This is a genomic window from Actinobacillus pleuropneumoniae, assembly GCF_003290385.1.
Taxonomy (GTDB): Bacteria; Pseudomonadota; Gammaproteobacteria; order Enterobacterales; family Pasteurellaceae; genus Actinobacillus; species Actinobacillus lignieresii.
On record NZ_CP030753.1, the window covers coordinates 444,639 to 464,370 of the forward strand.

17 protein-coding genes and 1 riboswitch are annotated in these 19,732 nt (G+C 41.6%); of the genes, 10 read left to right on the forward strand and 7 right to left on the reverse strand.

Annotated features, from left to right (window positions below; all coding sequences use genetic code 11):
- Position 1: 1 nt before the first annotated feature.
- Positions 2-1,090 carry a glycerophosphodiester phosphodiesterase gene (gene glpQ, locus DRF63_RS02025; protein ID WP_005596381.1) on the reverse strand — a complete coding sequence of 363 codons (1,089 nt, stop codon included), beginning with the start codon at positions 1,088-1,090 and terminating at the stop codon, positions 2-4.
- Between the two features lie 251 nt (positions 1,091-1,341).
- On the opposite strand from glpQ, the gene glpA reads away from it, so the two are divergent.
- From glpA to ribH, 7 genes are all read left to right on the forward strand, one after another.
- Positions 1,342-3,027, forward strand: a complete 1,686-nt coding sequence (gene glpA, locus DRF63_RS02030) for an anaerobic glycerol-3-phosphate dehydrogenase subunit A (RefSeq protein WP_043991752.1) — start codon at positions 1,342-1,344, stop codon at positions 3,025-3,027.
- A complete protein-coding gene (gene glpB, locus DRF63_RS02035) occupies positions 3,017-4,303 on the forward strand; it encodes a glycerol-3-phosphate dehydrogenase subunit GlpB (protein ID WP_005596385.1) in 1,287 nt (428 codons plus the stop codon). Before glpA ends, glpB begins: the two co-directional genes overlap by 11 nt.
- Complete coding sequence (glpC, locus tag DRF63_RS02040) at positions 4,300-5,574, forward strand: anaerobic glycerol-3-phosphate dehydrogenase subunit GlpC (protein ID WP_005596388.1); 1,275 nt, start codon at positions 4,300-4,302, stop codon at positions 5,572-5,574. The genes glpB and glpC overlap by 4 nt, the downstream gene beginning before the upstream one ends.
- 51 nt (positions 5,575-5,625) lie before the next feature.
- A riboswitch (FMN riboswitch) is annotated at positions 5,626-5,751 on the forward strand.
- A gap of 132 nt (positions 5,752-5,883) precedes the next feature.
- A complete protein-coding gene (gene ribD / locus DRF63_RS02045) occupies positions 5,884-6,969 on the forward strand; it encodes a bifunctional diaminohydroxyphosphoribosylaminopyrimidine deaminase/5-amino-6-(5-phosphoribosylamino)uracil reductase RibD (protein WP_005596390.1) in 1,086 nt (361 codons plus the stop codon).
- A gap of 46 nt (positions 6,970-7,015) precedes the next feature.
- Positions 7,016-7,663, forward strand: coding sequence for a riboflavin synthase (gene ribE, locus DRF63_RS02050; protein WP_005596391.1), 648 nt, complete (start codon positions 7,016-7,018; stop codon positions 7,661-7,663).
- 60 nt (positions 7,664-7,723) lie between these two features.
- Positions 7,724-8,929, forward strand: a complete 1,206-nt coding sequence (locus DRF63_RS02055; protein WP_005596392.1) for a bifunctional 3,4-dihydroxy-2-butanone-4-phosphate synthase/GTP cyclohydrolase II — start codon at positions 7,724-7,726, stop codon at positions 8,927-8,929.
- 110 nt (positions 8,930-9,039) lie between these two features.
- Positions 9,040-9,501 carry a 6,7-dimethyl-8-ribityllumazine synthase gene (ribH, locus tag DRF63_RS02060; protein WP_005596393.1) on the forward strand — a complete coding sequence of 154 codons (462 nt, stop codon included), beginning with the start codon at positions 9,040-9,042 and terminating at the stop codon, positions 9,499-9,501.
- An 88-nt stretch (positions 9,502-9,589) separates the two neighbouring features.
- On the opposite strand, the gene greB is transcribed toward ribH, so the two are convergent.
- The 4 genes from greB to DRF63_RS02080 all read right to left on the reverse strand — a co-directional run bounded on the left by greB (position 9,590) and on the right by DRF63_RS02080 (position 13,373).
- Positions 9,590-10,078, reverse strand: a complete 489-nt coding sequence (gene greB, locus DRF63_RS02065) for a transcription elongation factor GreB (protein WP_005596395.1) — start codon at positions 10,076-10,078, stop codon at positions 9,590-9,592.
- A gap of 9 nt (positions 10,079-10,087) precedes the next feature.
- Positions 10,088-11,023 (reverse strand): KpsF/GutQ family sugar-phosphate isomerase, encoded by a 936-nt coding sequence (locus tag DRF63_RS02070; protein ID WP_005596397.1) that lies wholly within the window; start codon positions 11,021-11,023, stop codon positions 10,088-10,090.
- A gap of 127 nt (positions 11,024-11,150) precedes the next feature.
- Positions 11,151-12,434, reverse strand: a complete 1,284-nt coding sequence (gene pepB, locus DRF63_RS02075) for an aminopeptidase PepB (RefSeq protein WP_005596399.1) — start codon at positions 12,432-12,434, stop codon at positions 11,151-11,153.
- Between the two features lie 123 nt (positions 12,435-12,557).
- Positions 12,558-13,373, reverse strand: coding sequence for a 5'-nucleotidase, lipoprotein e(P4) family (locus DRF63_RS02080; protein ID WP_005596401.1), 816 nt, complete (start codon positions 13,371-13,373; stop codon positions 12,558-12,560).
- A gap of 172 nt (positions 13,374-13,545) precedes the next feature.
- Between DRF63_RS02080 and DRF63_RS02085 the strand changes: the two genes are divergently transcribed.
- Complete coding sequence (locus tag DRF63_RS02085; RefSeq protein WP_005596403.1) at positions 13,546-14,484, forward strand: bile acid:sodium symporter family protein; 939 nt, start codon at positions 13,546-13,548, stop codon at positions 14,482-14,484.
- 79 nt (positions 14,485-14,563) lie between these two features.
- On the opposite strand, the gene DRF63_RS02090 is transcribed toward DRF63_RS02085, so the two are convergent.
- Both DRF63_RS02090 and DRF63_RS02095 read right to left on the reverse strand, forming a co-directional pair.
- The gene (locus DRF63_RS02090; protein WP_005596405.1) at positions 14,564-15,745 is read right to left on the reverse strand and encodes an efflux RND transporter periplasmic adaptor subunit; all 1,182 of its coding nucleotides are present in this window, start codon (positions 15,743-15,745) and stop codon (positions 14,564-14,566) included.
- 96 nt (positions 15,746-15,841) lie between these two features.
- The gene (locus DRF63_RS02095; RefSeq protein WP_005596407.1) at positions 15,842-16,657 is read right to left on the reverse strand and encodes a Cof-type HAD-IIB family hydrolase; all 816 of its coding nucleotides are present in this window, start codon (positions 16,655-16,657) and stop codon (positions 15,842-15,844) included.
- Positions 16,658-17,253: 596 nt separating this feature from the next.
- Between DRF63_RS02095 and leuA the strand changes: the two genes are divergently transcribed.
- Both leuA and rpoE read left to right on the forward strand, forming a co-directional pair.
- Positions 17,254-18,795, forward strand: a complete 1,542-nt coding sequence (gene leuA, locus DRF63_RS02100; RefSeq protein WP_005596410.1) for a 2-isopropylmalate synthase — start codon at positions 17,254-17,256, stop codon at positions 18,793-18,795.
- Between the two features lie 342 nt (positions 18,796-19,137).
- Positions 19,138-19,716 carry an RNA polymerase sigma factor RpoE gene (gene rpoE, locus DRF63_RS02105; protein WP_005596412.1) on the forward strand — a complete coding sequence of 193 codons (579 nt, stop codon included), beginning with the start codon at positions 19,138-19,140 and terminating at the stop codon, positions 19,714-19,716.
- Positions 19,717-19,732: the final 16 nt, after the last annotated feature.

Genomic DNA, 19,732 nt, shown 5'->3' on the forward strand with positions numbered 1-19,732 from the left:
ATTATTTTGTTCCTTTAATAAATTGTACGCCGGTATCCGGGAAGTCGGTAAACACGCCGGTTGCTCCCGCTTTATTTAATAACGCATCGTACATTTGATTTACATCGCTAAAAAATTCCGGAAGCGCATCTTTACGTACTGTATAAGGATGTAATTCCATTTTCGTTTTCGCAATATCTTTCACCATCGGCGTATATTTGATATCACCTAATTTTGAATTTTTGTCATCAACCAACATATACCAACCTGGGCCTACACCGTCGGCATATTTAGCCACTTCAGCCATTGCACCGTCTTTAAACATCCAATCGTAGTTATAGTTTACCCATTTACCCGAAGCATCTTTTTCTTCGGTTTCATGCCAATCGGTATAAGCGACTAATTGAACGAGTTTTACGTCCATACCGAGTTTCGGCAATAATTCGGTTTTAATACGTTTTAACTCGTTAAAATCGAAAGTTTGTAAATAAACTTTGTCCGATTTTTGGTCATAGCCGTATTTTTTCAGTACTTTTAAGGTTTCTAATGCAATATCTTTACCTTCTTGGTGATGTAGCCAAGGTGCTTTGATTTCCGGATAGATGCCGATTTGTTTACCGGTTGATTTTTCTAAGCCTTGAATAAATTCGATTTCATCTTCGAAAGTGTGAATTCTGAAATGTGATTTCCACATCGGGAAACGATTCGGATAAACCTGTACTTGTTGGCCGTTTTCGGTTTTGAAATTTTCCGTCATTTCAAGCGTTTGGATTTCTTTTAAGGTGAAATCCGCCACATAGAAACGTCCGTCCTTACGCGCACGTTTCGGGAATTTTTTCGCCACATCGGTTAAGCCGTCTAAGAAATGGTCGTGAATAACAATTAAACGGTTGTCCTTTGTCATCGCAAGATCTTGCTCTAAATAATCCGCTTGTTGAGCGAAAGCAAGCGCTTTGGATTCAAGCGTATGCTCCGGTAGGTAGCCGCTGGCACCACGGTGAGCGATAATCAACTTGTCGGATTTAACCGGCTCAACAGGTTGCGTATTAGAACAACCGGCTAATACCGCCGTAGTAATAAGGCTGACAGCTAATGCTTTGATTGTTTTCATAGATTTCTCCTCATGATGATTGCTTAAAAAGCCGGCTCAAGGTTATCCGAAAAGTACAAATATAAAAGATGATTTATGTAAATTTGTGATCTATGCCACAAACAATTTCGTAAATCGAAAGAATTTGTGATGTTATTCACACTTCTGATTTCTTTTTTGCTCATTTACTTGTTCAAAAACGCTCATTTTAATACAATGCAGTTATTTTAATTTGTTCGTTTCATTTCATTTAAGTGTGGGAGAGGTTGAGTATGAACATTTCACCTCAGATGTATCAAAATGTTGCAGACTTTTCGCCGATTAATACCGATGTGATTATTATCGGTGGCGGCGCAACGGGAGCCGGTATTGCGCGAGATTGCGCATTACGCGGTTTAAAATGCGTATTACTTGAACGTAGAGACATTGCAACCGGTGCGACCGGTCGTAATCACGGTTTACTACATAGCGGCGCACGTTATGCGGTGAATGATAGGGAATCTGCCGAAGAGTGCATTAAAGAAAATCTAATCCTTAAACAAATCGCCCGTCATTGCGTAGATGACACCAAAGGGCTTTTCATAACCCTGCCGGAAGATGATCTTAATTATCAGAAAAACTTTATCCAAGCCTGTACCGATTCTGGTATAGAAGCGGTCGAAATTGAGCCGGATCTTGCAAAATATATGGAGCCGTCCGTTAATCCGTCGTTAGTCGGTGCGGTGGTTGTGCCGGACGGTTCTATTGACCCGTTCCGCTTAACCGCTTCCAATATGTTGGATGCAACCGAAAACGGCGCGCAGATTTTTACTTATTGTGAAGTAAAAGGTTTGATCCGTGAGGGCGGACGAGTGATCGGGGTAAATGTGTACGATCACAGAAATCGTATTGATCGCCAATTTTTTGCGCTAATTGTGGTGAATGCAGGCGGGATTTGGGGGCAGGGTATCGCCGAATACGCTGATCTTAAAATTAAAATGTTCCCAGCGAAAGGTTCGCTACTGGTAATGGGACACCGTATTAACGGTATGGTGATCAACCGTTGTCGTAAACCGGCAAATGCCGACATTTTGGTGCCGGGTGATACCATTTGTGTTATCGGTACCACTTCTGACCGTATTCCTTATGATCAAATTGACAATATGGCGGTAACACCGGAAGAAGTGGATGTGTTATTCCGTGAAGGGGAAAAATTAGCACCGAGTTTACGTCATACCCGTGTATTACGTGCTTATGCGGGGGTTCGTCCATTAGTGGCAACGGATGATGATCCGTCCGGTCGTAATGTGAGCCGCGGTATCGTCTTGCTGGATCACGCGGAACGTGACGGTTTAGATGGTTTTATTACCATTACCGGCGGTAAGTTAATGACTTATCGTTTGATGGCGGAATGGGCAACCGATTTGGTTTGCAAAAAATTGAATAAATCCGACCGCTTATGTAGCACGGCGGAGCGTCCGCTTCCTGGGTCAAATGAAAGCCGTGAAGAGACCAGTAAAAAAATCATTTCGCTACCGAATACGATTCGTCATTCTGCGGTTTATCGTCACGGTTCCAGAGCATTACGTTTACTCGAAACCGAGCGTTTAGATAAAACTTTAGTGTGTGAATGTGAAGCGGTGACCGCCGGTGAAGTTCGCTATGCGGTTGATGAGCTGAATGTGAATAACTTAGTCGATTTACGCCGCCGTACTCGTGTCGGTATGGGAACTTGCCAAGCGGAGCTTTGTGCTTGCCGTGCTGCAGGTCTGATGAGTCGTTTTAAAGTGGCGACACCGAAAGAATCAACCACACAATTAGCCTCATTTATGGAAGAACGTTGGCGTGGAATTCAACCGATTGCATGGGGGGATGCAATGCGAGAAGCGGAATTTACCAGTTGGATTTACTACAGCCTACTCGGATTGAATGATGTGCCGATGGACAAAGGGCAGGGAGTGAATAGCAATGAATTTTGATGTAGTGATTATTGGCGGCGGGCTTGCCGGTTTAACTTGTGGGATTGCGCTTCAAGAACAAGGTAAACGCTGTGTGATTATCAACAACGGACAGGCGGCAATTGATTTTTCTTCCGGTTCAATGGATTTACTTTCTCGTTTACCAAGCGGTCAAAAAGTCGAAAATGTTTACCAATCGCTTGATGAGTTAAAACTTCAAGCGCCGGAACATCCGTACAGCATTCTTGGCAAAGATCAAGTATTGGCAAAAGCGCAGCAGTTCGAACAATTAGCGCAAAGTTTAAATCTACACTTAGAAGGCTCAACGGTGCAAAATCATGAACGCATTACCCCGCTAGGTGGGCTTCGTGCGACGTGGTTATCGCCGAATAGTGTACCGACCGTAAAACATTTAACCGCTTTAGCAGATAAACAGGTCGCTATTTTAGGTATTGAAGGCTATCACGATTTTCAACCGCAATTATTAGCGGACAATTTAAAACAACATAGCCAGTTTGCTGATTATGAGTTTACAATCGGTTATTTGAATATTCCCGAGTTGGACTATTTACGCCAAAACTCTCGTGAGTTTCGCAGTGTAAATATTGCGCAATTATTAGAACATAAATTGTCTTTCCAAGATTTAGTACAAGAAATTAAACAAGCGGCAGGCAATGCGAAAGCGGTCTTTTTACCGGCTTGTTTCGGCTTGGATAACCAAGATTTCTTCAATAGCTTACAGCAAGCAACCGGTTTGGCATTATTTGAATTACCGACGTTACCGCCGTCTTTATTAGGTATTCGCCAACATCGTCAGCTACGTTCACGTTTTGAGCAATTAGGCGGCATGATGATGAACGGAGATCGTGCGGTTAAAGCAGAGTTTGAAGGTAAAAATGTTGCACGTATTTTTACTACATCACACCAAGAAGAACCGATTAGTGCAGATCATTTTGTGTTGGCGGCAGGTAGCTTCTTTAGCAACGGGCTTGTGGCGGAGTTTGAACGAGTGAAAGAGCCGGTATTTGATTTGGATATTTGCGGTTGCAAAAATTTTGACAGTTCCGACCGCTTTACTTGGACAAATAACCGCTTTGCGGCACCTCAACCTTATCAATCTGCCGGTGTGGTGATTAACTCAGCTTGCCAGGTGCAAAAAAACGGTGAGGTTGTGTCGAATTTATATGCGGTGGGCAATGTCATTGGTGGCTTCCAAGGTATTGAGCAAGGTTGCGGTTCGGGTGTTGCTGTGGTAACGGCATTAACCGTTGCAGAACAAATCGGAGGTACAAAATGAATATTCAACAATTGATTGAAAATGCACGTCAAGGCGCACAATCTCCGGTTGTTCATCAACATTTTGATCCGAGTTTTGAAAGTTGCTTGAAATGTACCGCTTGTACGGCGGTATGTCCGGTTTCACGTAATAATCCGTTTTATCCGGGGCCAAAACAATCCGGTCCGGACGGCGAGCGTTTACGTCTAAAAAGTCCGGATTTCTACGATGAAGCTTTGAAATATTGTACTAATTGCAAACGTTGTGAGATCGCTTGCCCGTCAGATGTCAAAATCGGCGATATTATCGTGCGTGCGAGAAATCGTCACGTTGAGCGTCAAAATAAACCGTTGATTCATAAATTGCGTGATGCGGTATTAAGTAATACCGATATTATGGGAACGATGAATACGCCGTTTGCACCGATTGTGAATACGATTACCGGTTTAAAAGCGACCCGATTCTTACTGGAGAAAACCTTAAAAGTCAGCCAACACCGTACCTTACCGAAATATTCATTCGGTTCGTTCCGTAATTGGTATATGAAAAAAGAAGCGAAACGCCAGGCGCAATTCAAAGAGCAAGTCGCTTATTACCACGGTTGTTATGTGAACTATAATAATCCGCAGTTAGGGAAAGAAGTGATTGACGTAATGAATGCACTGGATATAGGTGTGGTCTTGCTTGAAAAAGAAAAATGTTGCGGTTTACCGTTAATGGTGAACGGTTTCCCTGAAAGAGCAAAAAAACAGGCGGAATTTAACCTTAAATATCTTGAAAAAACCGTTAATAAACAGTTGGAAGTGATCGGTACTTCCTCAAGCTGTACGGCAAATATTAAAGAAGAGTACAGCCACGTACTCGGTATGCCGAATACTAACGTGAAATCTCACATTAATATTGTGACCCGCTATTTGTACAAATTACAAAAAGCCGGTAGAAAATTACCGCTTAAACCGATGCGTTTACGTGTTGCTTATCATACTGCTTGTCACGTAGAAAAAGCCGGTTGGGCGCCTTATACGTTGGAATTGTTAAAACAAATTCCGGAGTTAGAAGTAGTAATGTTGCCGTCACAATGTTGCGGTATTGCAGGAACTTACGGTTTTAAAGCCGAAAACTACGAAACGTCACAAGCGATCGGACGTACTTTATTTGAGCATATCAATGAAGGAGGTTTTGATTATGTGATTTCAGAGTGTGAAACCTGTAAATGGCAGATTGATATGTCGAGCAATGTGACTTGTTTACATCCGATTACTTTATTATCAATGGCATTGGATAAACGCTAATTCTTGCTTGACTTTGACAATCAAAAGTCGCAAAATTTGCAACAATTTTTTAATAATCTTCAGGGCAGGGTGAAATTCCCGATCGGCGGTAAAGTCCGCGAGCCGAACGAAAAAGGTTTGGCAGGAACCGGTGAGATTCCGGTACCGACAGTATAGTCTGGATGGAAGAAGATGAAATAACCGTGTAAGCGGTGGTTTTTCCTATCTTTTTTACAAGCCTTGAGATCGAAAGATTTCAAGGCTTTTTTCATCATTAGGGTAAACACGCCTGTAATGTGTTTTCCTCTGCCCTCAAATAGTTTCAAAACAATGACTGATTTAGACTATATGCGCCGTGCCATTGCACTGGCAAAACAAGGTTTAGGCTGGACGAATCCCAATCCGCTTGTCGGTTGTGTAATTGTCAAAAACGGTGAAATCGTTGCCGAAGGTTACCATGAAAAGATCGGTGGTTGGCATGCGGAACGTAATGCCATTTTACATTGTAAGGAAGATCTTTTCGGGGCGACTGCTTATGTAACACTTGAGCCTTGTTGTCATCACGGACGCACGCCACCTTGTTCGGATTTATTAATTGAACGGGGCATTAAAAAAGTGTTTATCGGTTCAAGTGATCCGAATCCTTTAGTGGCGGGGCGTGGTGCAGGTCAGTTACGTCAAGCCGGTGTGGAAGTGGTGGAAGGTTTACTCAAAGAAGAATGCGATGCGTTAAACCCGATTTTTTTCCACTATATACAAACTAAACGCCCGTATGTGCTGATGAAATATGCCATGACGGCAGACGGCAAAATTGCAACCAGTACCGGCGAATCCAAATGGATTACCGGTGAATTGGCAAGAGCAAGAGTGCAGCAAACACGTCATCAATATAGTGCGATTATGGTCGGTGTAGATACGGTACTTGCCGATAACCCGATGTTAAATAGCCGAATGCCGAATGCGAAACAACCGGTCCGGATTGTCTGCGATAGCCAATTACGTACACCGTTAGATTGCCAGTTAGTGCAGACAGCGAAAGAATATCGCACCGTAATTGCAACCGTTTGTGACGATTTGCAAAAAGTTGAGCAATTTAGACCGCTTGGCGTAGAAGTTTTAGTGTGTAAGGCACGAAACAAGCGGGTGGATTTGCAAGATCTTTTGCAAAAGCTTGGTGAAATGCAGATCGACAGCCTGTTATTAGAAGGCGGTTCAAGTTTAAATTTCAGTGCGTTAGAAAGTGGCATTGTGAATCGAGTACATTGCTATATCGCACCGAAATTAGTTGGCGGAAAACAAGCGAAAACGCCAATCGGCGGCGAAGGTATTCAGCAAATTGACCAAGCGGTTAAATTAAAATTGAAATCGACCGAACTTATCGGCGAAGATATTTTGTTGGATTATGAAGTTTTATGATGCTCTCTCTACTAAAGAGCGAGGATATATAAACAGCGGAGGAAAAATGTTCACGGGTATTATTGAGGAAGTCGGCAAAATTGCTCAAATTCATAAGCAAGGCGAATTTGCGGTAGTCACAATTAATGCGACCAAAGTATTACAAGACGTTCATTTAGGCGACAGCATTGCGGTGAACGGCGTATGTTTAACCGTAACTTCTTTTTCGAGTAATCAGTTTACCGCCGATGTAATGTCGGAAACGTTAAAACGTACTTCATTAGGCGAATTAAAGTCGAATAGTCCGGTTAATTTAGAACGCGCGATGGCGGCAAACGGACGTTTCGGCGGACACATCGTTTCGGGGCATATTGACGGCACCGGCGAAATTGCGGAAATCACACCGGCACATAATTCGACATGGTATCGCATTAAAACCTCTCCAAAATTAATGCGTTATATTATTGAGAAAGGTTCGATCACCATTGACGGTATTAGCCTGACCGTAGTCGATACCGATGATGAAAGTTTCCGTGTATCGATTATTCCGCATACGATTAAAGAAACCAATTTAGGTTCGAAAAAAATCGGCAGTATTGTCAATTTAGAAAATGATATTGTCGGTAAATATATCGAACAGTTTTTACTGAAAAAGCCGGCGGATGAGCCGAAAAGTAATCTTAGTTTAGACTTTTTAAAGCAGGCGGGATTTTAAGATTTGTAGGACACACTGAGTGTATCCTACCGACAAAAATATATATTTTAGGAAAAGAAGATGACAGATTTCCAATTTTCAAAAGTAGAAGATGCGATCGAAGCGATTCGACAAGGCAAAATCATTTTAGTGACTGACGATGAAGATCGCGAAAACGAAGGCGATTTTATTTGTGCGGCGGAATTTGCCACACCGGAAAATATCAATTTTATGGCAACTTACGGCAAAGGTTTGATTTGTACGCCGATTTCAACCGAAATCGCTAAAAAATTAAATTTCCATCCGATGGTTGCGGTCAATCAAGATAATCATGAAACGGCGTTTACCGTATCGGTGGATCATATTGATACGGGAACGGGTATCTCAGCTTTTGAGCGTTCGATTACCGCAATGAAAATTGTCGATGATAATGCTAAAGCAACGGATTTCCGCTGCCCGGGGCATATGTTCCCGTTAATCGCTAAAGACGGTGGAGTGTTAGTGCGTAACGGTCATACCGAAGCAACAGTGGATTTAGCTCGTTTAGCCGGTTTAAAACACGCCGGTTTATGTTGTGAAATTATGGCGGATGACGGCACGATGATGACTATGCCGGATCTACAAAAATTTGCGGTAGAACACAATATGCCGTTTATCACGATTCAACAATTACAAGAATATCGCCGTAAGCATGACAGCTTGGTGAAACAAATTTCCGTGGTAAAAATGCCGACAAAATACGGTGAGTTTATGGCACATAGCTTTGTTGAAGTGATTTCAGGTAAAGAACACGTTGCGTTAGTCAAAGGCGATTTAACCGACGGTGAGCAAGTATTGGCGCGTATCCATTCGGAATGTTTAACCGGTGACGCTTTCGGTTCTCAACGTTGTGATTGCGGTCAGCAATTTGCCGCAGCAATGACCCAAATTGAGCAAGAGGGCAGAGGTGTGATTCTGTATTTACGCCAAGAAGGTCGAGGTATCGGTTTAATCAATAAGCTACGTGCTTACGAACTACAAGATAAAGGGATGGATACCGTTGAAGCGAACGTCGCTTTAGGATTTAAAGAAGACGAACGTGAGTACTATATCGGTGCACAAATGTTCCAGCAGTTAGGCGTAAAATCGATCCGTTTATTAACCAATAATCCGGCAAAAATTGAAGGCTTAAAAGAGCAAGGATTAAATATCGTTGCACGTGAGCCGATTATTGTAGAACCGAACAAAAATGACATTGATTACCTAAAAGTCAAACAGATAAAAATGGGGCATATGTTTAACTTCTAACTTTAACAACCGTATGTAGTATTAGGGAAGCAAGCGTTGCGTCCCTACTATAGAATGATACAAGCGGTCACTTTTTTATAAAATTTTGCATATTTCGAGAGGACAAAAAAATGGCAAAGATTACAGGTAACTTAGTTGCGACAGGTTTAAAATTCGGTATTGTAACCGCACGTTTCAACGATTTTATCAACGATAAATTATTAAGCGGTGCAATTGATACCTTAGTACGCCACGGTGCGGATGAAAACAATATTGATACGGCGTGGGTACCGGGTGCATTTGAGATCCCGTTAGTAGCGAAAAAAATGGCAACTAGCGGTAAATATGATGCGGTAATCTGCTTAGGGACGGTAATTCGCGGTTCAACAACTCACTATGATTACGTATGTAATGAAGCGGCAAAAGGTATCGGTGCGGTAGCATTAGAAACCGGTGTACCGGTAATTTTCGGTGTATTAACCACAGAAAATATCGAACAAGCAATTGAGCGTGCAGGTACTAAAGCAGGTAATAAAGGTTCGGAATGTGCATTAGGCGCAATCGAAATGGTAAACGTATTAAAAGCGATCTAATTTTCGTTTGACGTGCTAAAAACAAGCGGTCGTTTTTGGCTGGAATTTTGCAAATTTCCCGTTAAAAACGACCGCTTATATTTTATGTCTAGTAAAGACCTTCTTTCTCGTACCAGATTTTGTTGATATATAGCAAGCTTTTGCCAAGCGGCGTATCCACCTTAATTTCATCATCCGCTTCTTTACCGATTAACGCTCGGGCTACCGGCGAATCAATCGAGATCCAATTCTTAGCCGGATCAAATTCATCACAACCGACAATCCGATATTGCTTGGTTTCTCCTTGTTCGTTTTCAAGCTCAACCCAAGCGCCGAAAAAGACTTTGCCTTCTTGTTTCGGATGATAATCCACGATTTGTAACACTTCTAAGCGTTTAGATAAAAAACGAACTCGGCGATCAATTTCACGTAAGCGACGTTTACCGTAAATATATTCGGCATTCTCGCTACGATCACCTAAAGCTGCCGCTTCTGAAACCGCTTGTGTTACTTTCGGACGCTCATCTTTCCATAAAAATTTAAGCTCTTGATCTAAGGTTTGCCATCCGCTACGCGTAATATAATTTGATTTCGCCACAAAACATCCTTAACTTGAGAATTCCATAATACCGGACACTTTGCCTTCGTCGTTCAGCGCAATAAGCGAATGGATATGCAATTCTTTCATCATTTCTTCCGCTTTCGCCAAATAAGTATTGTCCGAAACGGTTTTCGGATGTTTCGACATAATTTGTTCCGCTGTTTTCGCTAAACTGTCCGTACCGAATTGCGCTAACGTACGACGAATATCGCCGTCAGTGATAATGCCTTGTAATTGTTCGCCTTGCATAATTAATGCCACGCCCATTCTGCCTTCATTCATCACACTTAGAATCGTACTGAAATCCGCATTCGGTTGGGCGATCGGCAACTTAGTTTGCATCACGTCTTTCACGCGATTGAGCAATTTACGTCCTAAGCTACCGCCCGGGTGGAAGCGGGCAAAATCTTCCGCTTTGAAGTCACGTGCGTTGATTAATGCAATCGCCAACGCATCGCCGAGCGCCATCGTTACTAGTGTCGATGTAGTAGGGGCAAGATTATTCGGGCAGGCTTCTCGCTCAACACCGATATTGAGAATTAAATTGGCGTGTTGAGCAAGAGTTGAATTCGGATTGCCGGTCATCGCAATAATTTTATTACCGAAACTTTTTAGGCTGGGTAATAATTTAATTACATCATCGGTTTCTCCGCTGTTGGAAATAAGAATCACCACATCAATCGGTTTTAACATCCCTAAATCGCCGTGGAAGGCTTCGGTCGGATGTAAATAAAAACTCGGTGTGCCGGTTGAAGCAAACGTCGCGACCATTTTTTGTCCGACTAAACCGGATTTACCGATACCCGCAACCACGACGCGTCCTTCACAGTTTAAAACCATTTCGACCGCTTGATTAAATGCGCCGTCTAAACGTTGATTAAGCTGGCTAATTGCTTGGGCGTAAAGGCTGAGAGTTTCGTTTGCACTCGCTAAGTAATTCATATTTGTTCCTAAATGGCAAAATAGAAGTCAATTCGCAATATTATACACAAAGCAAAATAAAACCGCTTGTTTTACGCGAACTTTAGCGGAACAAGCGGTTAAATTTTTTGGAAATTTTACAAAACGTTTATCGAGATAAAAGCAGATTCGCGAGGGTTTTCATCCCTAAACCGGTTGCACCTGCCGCCCATAAATCACTCGCCGTTTTACGGAAAGTGGCGGAAGCATCAATATGAAGCCAATTTTTTTCGTAATCTTTCACAAAGTAAGATAAAAAGGCGGTTGCCGTGCTTGCACCGGCACCAACCGGTACTGATCCGATATTGGCAATATCTGCAAATGATGACGAAATTTGTGAACGATGAAATTCTTCAAACGGTAAACGCCAGAAGGGTTCGTTTTCCGCTTTTGCCGCATTAAATAAGCAAGCGGTTAATTCATCGTCCATTGATAGCACTGAATGGTAGTCATTACCGACCGCCACTTTTGCCGCGCCGGTTAAGGTTGCCGCATCAATAAGAAATTTCGCATTTTGCTCACTGGCTTCAATTAAGCCGTCCGCTAACACTAAGCGACCTTCCGCATCGGTATTCAGCACTTCTGCGCTAACGCCGTTGCGATATTCGATAATATCGCCTAATTTAAATGCGGTACTGCTTACCATATTTTCCGCACAGCATAGGTACAGTTTTACCCGTTGTGTTAAGCCGCGACTGATTGCAAAGCCTAATGCACCGGTTAATAAGGCGGCACCGCCCATATCGGTACGCATAGTACTCATTGAATCACTCGGTTTAATGCTATAACCGCCGGTATCAAAAGTAATGCCTTTACCGACTAAACAAGCAAGCACGGGTGCATTAATATCACCGCTCGGATTAAAATCCAATTTGAGCAATGTCGGTTTATTTGCAGAGCCTTTACCTACCGTCCAAATACCGTGATAGCCTTGCTGTTTTAACACTTCACCGCTAATCATTTCGGCGGAGACTACATTTTTACCGAGATATTGCTCAGACTGTTTAGTAATAAACTCCGCCGCTTTTTGCGCTAAACGCTCAGGGGTAAGCGTTTCGGAAGATTCGTTAATCAAAGCACGTGTAAAGTCAGAACAATGCAAACGTGCATCAAATTCTGCTTGTTGTTCGGCTAAGTCGGGGTAACTTACTGTTCCGATATTGCGAACACTGATAAAACCTTGATGAAATGCCCAACATTCTTCTAATGTCCAACCTTGTCCGCTAAGCGTAACGTTTAAAACGCCTTGATTTTTAATTTTACGAGCGGCACGTTGAATCGTCGTTAGTGGATCTTTTTGTAAGTGAATCGTCATACCTTGTTGATTGGCAGACAGAATGGCATTTTTGCCCCATTGTTCGGGAGCGGGATCTTGGGAAAGCGTAATATTCATGGTAACCATTGTTATGTCCTTGTTAGGTTAAAATAAGCGGTTCAATCCTAGCAAAATTTTGTAAAGAGAGATAGAAAAAAGACCGCTTGTGGCGGTCTTCGGAAGTGAATTTGATAAGATAAATTATTTGCCGTCCCAAGCCTTAATTGCACCGTGACGAATATCTAAACGGCTTTTCGCATCGCCTTTATAGTAGTTTTTATCTAAACCGCCTTCCCAGTCGCCGTAGTTCGGGTTAGGAAGTACGATAAATTTTTTACCGAATTTGTCTTTATTTGCCGCAACAAAATCACGACGTTCCGCATTGGATTTTTTGTAGGTCGCATCGCCGAAGTCATTTAAGTTATCGCCAAGGTAAAGCACGATTTCATAACCTTGTTTTTCAATTTCTTCAAAGCGAGGGGTTTTGTTCGATTTGTCCTTTTTGAGGAAAAGGGTTTGTTCGCTGACACCGGTAAAGCCTAATTTTTTCATATCGTCTAACGTACCGGCTTTTTCACCGTTGTCTTTGCGGTTTGATACGTAGAACATCGTACCTTTGTGGCTGTTTACGTAATTATTGAATTCTACAGCACCGGCAATCGCTTGCGTTTGACGGGCATTTACCCAGCGAGTCCAGCTCTCGCCGTCGAAGGCTTTATGATTTTTGACTTGCCAGCCGGCATAGGCGCTGTTATCCACCATGGTTTCGTCTAAATCGACCACAACCGCTTTTTTCTTACCTTTAGCGACTTTTGCTTGATCAAATGCGACTTTAGCCGTGTTGAACGCTTGATGCGCAAGTGCTTGATATTCACCGGATTGTTGTACCCAGTTAAGACCTAATGCCGCTTGTTCTTGTAAGATCATTTCATCATGATTGCTCGTATCGTGATGAGCGCAAGCGGTTAAGATAAATGCGGAAGCGACCGCTAAACCGGTTAATTTAAACAATTTCATTGTTTTCTCCTTCGTTTTGTTGCTTTAAATCTCTTTTAACGTAATCAGTTAAAAGTTTGTAAAGGGTACAAAGAATGCGAATGCTTGTCTATTCACATTTCTAAAAAATTCAGGTAGCCTGTGTTTCCTTTAATTTAAATCAATATATGTTAATAATAAATAAGGACACAACATGAATTTTTTATTAAAACTGACGTTATTTGTGAGTAAAACTTTTGCTATTTGGGTGGTGGTATTTGCCTTTATTTCGGCGCAATATCCGGAGACTTTTAAGCAATTCGTACCTTGGATTCCATACTTGCTCGGTATCGTCATGCTGGGAATGGGGCTTACTTTAACCTTTAAAGATTTTGGCGAAGTCACTAAAAATCCGAAAGCGGCGATTATCGGGGTGATTGCGCAATTTGTCGTGATGCCGAGTATTGCTTTTTTATTGGCTAAAGCATTTCAGCTACCGCCGGATTTAGCAATCGGGGTAATTTTAGTCGGTTCTTGTCCGGGCGGGACGTCATCGAACGTGATGACTTATTTGGCAAGAGGAAATACGGCGTTATCCGTTGCTTGCACTACCGTTTCAACTTTATTGGCTCCGGTATTAACGCCGGCGATTTTCTATTTATTTGCAAGCGAATGGTTGGAAATTGATGCGGGCGCAATGTTCGTTTCCGTCTTAAAAATGGTATTGTTACCGATTTTTGTCGGGGTAGTGATTCGTTCTATTTTTAAACAAAAAATCGAACAATTCAGCCAAACGATGCCGTTAATTTCGGTTGTGGCGATTATCTTAATCGTAACGGCGGTGGTTTCGGTCAGTAAAGATCGTATTATCGAATCCGGTTTATTGATTTTCTTCGTAGTGGTATTACATAACGGTTTAGGTTATTTAATCGGTTATACGGTAGGTCGAGTATTAAAATTACCGATTGCCGACAGTAAAGCGATTTCGATTGAAGTCGGTATGCAAAATTCCGGTTTAGGCGCAGCGTTAGCCGCATTGCATTTTAAAGCGAATCCGGTGGTGGCGGTGCCAAGTGCGGTATTTAGCTTTTGGCACAATATTTCCGGTCCGGTATTGGCGATGATTTTCGCCTCGATTAAGAACGAAAAATAATTTCTCGGACGGTTTAATGTAAACAAGCGGTGGAAATTTACTAAAATATTGTAAATTTCCACCGCTTGCTTTTAGTCAATTAGAATCCGCCCGGTCTGCGGCGTATTTCCGCACTGATTTTTTCATCATCCGTACGTTGGGCGGTAATCACTTTTTCTCCCTCATTTAAACCGCTCAACACTTCGGTATATTGACTGTCGGCAAGCCCGATTTCGACTTTTTTCTCAATCGATTGATTATTTTCCAATACATTGATAAACACCGCATTACTTTTTTTCTTTAGCGCAGATGTCGGCACGATCAACACGTTTTCGCGCTTAACAATATCCACTTGCCCTTGCACCGTCATACCGATACGTAATCTTTGCTCCGAATTTTCAACCAAAGAATTGGCGTAGTAGTAAATCGCTTCGGTATTGCCTGATTTCTCCGCATATTTATTTGAGGCGTTATCGTCACTTAAGGTAGTTAATGCCGGATCTACGCTGTCAATTTTACTGTTGTGCGTATGATTAGGTTCCGCCAGTGTCGTAAATCGAATCGCTTGTCCCGCTTTTACTTGAGCGATATCGCCTTCGGAAATCTCAAGTTTGACTAGCATCTTGCTTAAATCCGCTACATGAATAATAGTCGGCGAGGTTTGATTCGCATTGACGGTTTGCCCGACCGAAACCGGTATGGACACAATAGTGCCGTCCATCGGCGATACGATTTGCGTATAATTTAAATTGGTTTTGGCGTCGTTTACCGAAATTTGTGCCGATTTAATTTGCGCTTTTACGTTATCTACCGTCGCTCTGGCGGAAGCTAAGGTATTTTTCGCCGTTTCAAAATCACTTTGGGAAGCGCTTTGTTGCTTATAAAGTTTATTTAAACGATTGAAATTGGATTGTGCGACTTCCAATGCGACTTGAGCGGATTTTAACTGTGCCTGATAAGAGGAAAGCGTTGCTTCCGCCGTGCTTAAACTGTTACTTTGATTACTCGAATCTATTTCGGCAAGCAAATCGCCTTTTTTAACTTGTTGCCCCAAGGTCACATAAAGATTAATGATTTTACCGGATACCTGCGCCCCGACTTCGGTCCGCTTACTGGCGCGTACCGAGCCGGTTGCCAATACATGCTTATCAATCGTACCTCGTGCAACGGGTTCGGTAATATAATAGACTTGTTGATTGTCACTTTGATTAAAAAAATAGAAATAGCCGGCGGTTATAAGACCGGCAAGGGTCAATCCCGTGATTAACGATTTTAATTTCATTTGTTTTCCGATAATGTCTAGGTAATATGCGGTCTGTTAAGACCAAAAATTTGCAATATCGTTCGGTTATCAGACCGCTTGTTAATAGATAAACGATCAGAGGATACCGAATGTAGCCCGTATATAAGCGGCAACTGATTCATGCGCATTATTGCCGATAATTTCATGTTGAGGTAACGCTTGAATTAAACGCTTATCCGCATTCCGCATAATACAACCTTTCCCCACTTTGGAAAGCATTTCTATATCGTTCATACCATCGCCGAATGCCAAACAATCTTTTAACTCGTAGCCTCTTAGTTTTACCAATTCTTCAAGCGCATTGCCTTTTGATACGGATTTGTTCATTACTTCCAAACAGAGCAGCGCGGAATAGGTCATATAAATTCGGTCGCCAAACTTCGCTTTAATATATTGTTCGATTGGGACGAGATCTTCCGGAGCCTTACCGATAAAGAAAACTTTCTCGGTTTGACGCCCGTGGTGTTTGCTGAAATCGACGACTTGATAGGAATAGCCGGAATCTTTGTGATATTTTTTTAACTGTTCGATATCGACATTGATAAACCATTCGTCGCCTTGGTAGCTGTTAAGACAAACTCTATTACTGTCGAAAGGGATATTCATCAGCTGAAATGCAATATCTTCAGGAAGGTAGTGATTTAATACGGTCTGACCGGAAAGAAAATTCGCTCTGGCGCCGTTAGAGGTAATGAGCATCGCTTCATTAACATTGACTTTACTAATGATATGTTTTACATCGGGATAATTTCGCCCCGTTGCGAAAAAAATATCGACACCTTGTTGAGAGAGTTTGCTTAACGTTTCTATCGTATATTGACCTATTTTATGGTCGGCATTCAGAAGTGTTCCGTCTAAATCGGAAACAATGGCGCAAAACGGGTGAGTCATAAAAGATCCTTATAAATTTATTCTGATTATAATTTGATTTAAGGCTAACAAATTTGACCGGTTTCTTCAAAGAAAATAGCGAATTTCTACTACCGTAATCAAAAATTTTTAAAAAATGTTAAAAAGAATGAAAAGGTCGGAGGTCTTGCATTTTGTTAAAACAGCTAATGTTTATTCGGAAGAATTTAGATGTATTAGCGTTATTTGCTAATTATTTTAATTTATAAAGAATTAATCACTGTTTTTATGCAATGTTTTGTCGGGAAATCGTTTGCTTGTAGTGAAAAATGCTATTGACTTCACTCTATTTGAAGTTAATATGTACCCGTATTTCAAATAACTATGCAAACATAAACACACACAACATAATGGAAAAACGACTATCTCTTCGACTGCTTCTGTTATCGCATTTCGTGCGAGGATAAAGGTCGTTCGGAGTGAAAGCGTTCACTATCCACACTTTGCCCGCACATTGATGCGGGTTTTTTTTACTTATAAAAAATAGCAAAGAATCGGTGAAGATGGGCATATTTGACTAGTTTATTTCGGTATATTGAATTCGGATAAAAGTGTTGAGAACACTTAATGGAGAGCTTATGAGTAACATTATTATTTTTGATACGACATTACGTGACGGTGAACAATCGCTTAAAGCAAGTTTAACCGTAAAAGAAAAACTACAAATTGCGTTAGCATTAGAGCGTTTAGGCGTTGATGTTATGGAAGTCGGTTTTCCGGTTTCATCGGCAGGGGATTTCGAGTCGGTAAAAACCATTGCTCAACACATTAAAAACAGCCGTGTTTGCGCATTATCCCGCGCAGTGGATAAAGATATTGATGTGGCGGCGGAAGCATTGAAAGTCGCAGAAGCATTTCGTATTCATACATTTATCGCCAGTTCCGCTATTCATGTTGAGTCTAAATTAAAACGTTCGTTTGATGATGTCGTTGAAATGGCGGTGCATGCGGTTAAACGTGCCAGAAACTATACCGATGATGTGGAGTTTTCCTGTGAAGATGCGGGACGTACCGGTATTGATAACATTTGTCGTATTGTCGAAGCGGCAATCAATGCCGGTGCGACTACGGTAAATATTCCGGATACGGTCGGTTACTGTTTACCGTATCAGTACGGCGATATTATCGCCAATGTGATGAACCGTGTGCCGAATATTGATAAAGCGGTTGTTTCGGTGCATTGTCATAACGATTTAGGTATGGCGACGGCAAACTCGCTCACGGCAGTGTTAAATGGTGCGAGACAAATCGAATGTACGATTAACGGTATCGGCGAGCGTGCGGGGAATACCGCATTAGAAGAAGTGGTCATGGCAATCAAAACTCGCCAAGATATGTTCAATGGTAGAGATACATGCATTAACACGCAAGAAATTCATCGTGTCAGCCAAATGGTCAGCCAATTATGTAATATGCCGATTCAACCGAATAAAGCGATTGTCGGTTCGAATGCCTTTGCCCATTCATCCGGTATCCACCAAGACGGTATGGTAAAAAATAAAAATACCTATGAAATTATGTCGCCTGAAACCATCGGTTTGAAGAAAGAAAAATTAAATTTAACCGCCCGTTCAGGACGTGCCGCCGTGAAAAATCATATGAGCGAAATGGGTTATCAAGAAAACGACTATGATTTGGATAAACTTTATGACGCATTCCTAAAATTGGCGGATAAGAAAGGTCAAGTGTTTGATTACGATTTAGAAGCGCTTGCTTTTATTGATATGCAGGCAGGTGATGAAGACAGATTACATTTAGACGTGATTACTTCGCAAATGATTAGCCATTTACCAGCTTCGGCATTTGTTCAAGTCGAATTAGACGGTGAAAAATTAAGCCAAGTTTCCAGTGGCGGTAACGGGCCAGTCGATGCGGTCTTTAATGCGATTCTAGCCATTACGGGGATGGATATTAAAATGTTACATTATAACCTTACCGCAAAAGGCGAAGGTGCGGAAGCATTAGGTCAAGTGGATATTGTGGTTGAACACGAAGGTCGCCGCTTCCACGGTGTCGGTTTGGCAACCGATATTGTCGAGTCTTCGGCGCGTGCGTTAATCCATGCGATCAATGCGATTTATCGAGCGCATAAAGTGGCGGATTTAAAAGCTAAAAAATAAAGTATTTTAAAAAGATAAGATAAGCGGTCAGATTTGATGGAAATTTTGTAAAAATCCAGTAAAATCTGACCGCTTTCAGTCATTAAATAAGAAAATATTGATACGATTATATTTAACCGGTTTTTTTATATAACATTGATTGAATTTTTACACATAAGTAGTTTAGTAAAATTATAAATATTTGTAGCATCCTTAGTCTTGTTATTGAATTTTATTAAAGTATTTGTAAATAATTGAGTAATTTATTCTTTATATGAACTTTTCATTTTTGTTACACACTAAAGGATGTACGGAATGAGAACAATAAGGAATATGCGAAATAGATTAGGAGAACGCAAATAGATGAGTGAGCTGGTAGCCGATCAAGAATTGGTTGAACGTGCACAGAAAGGTGATAAAAAAGCATTTAATTTACTCGTCGTACGTTATCAGAATAGAGTGGCAGGTTTATTAACTCGCTATGTTTCACGTGATGATATTCCGGATATTGTGCAGGAATCTTTTATTAAAGCGTATCGTTCATTAGAGTCTTTCCGTGGAGAGAGCGCCTTTTATACGTGGCTTTATCGTATTGCGGTGAACACTGCTAAAAATCATTTAACCGCTTTGGGAAGACGTCCTCCTAAAGAAGATATTTTGGCGGAAGATGCGGAAAGCTTTGATGTTGGGGGTCAACTTCGTGAGAGTGATACACCGGAAAATGTGGTGCTATCCGAAGAATTAAAACGTGTCGTTTTTGACACGATTGAAAATTTACCTGAAGAACTCAAAACGGCAATTACTTTGCGTGAGTTGGAAGGTTTAAGTTATGAAGAAATTGCGGAAGTCATGCAATGTCCCGTCGGTACGGTTCGTTCGCGTATCTTTAGAGCAAGAGAAGCGATTGATGCAAAGGTCAATCCGCTAATGCAACAGATTTAAGATTCAATCGGAGTTT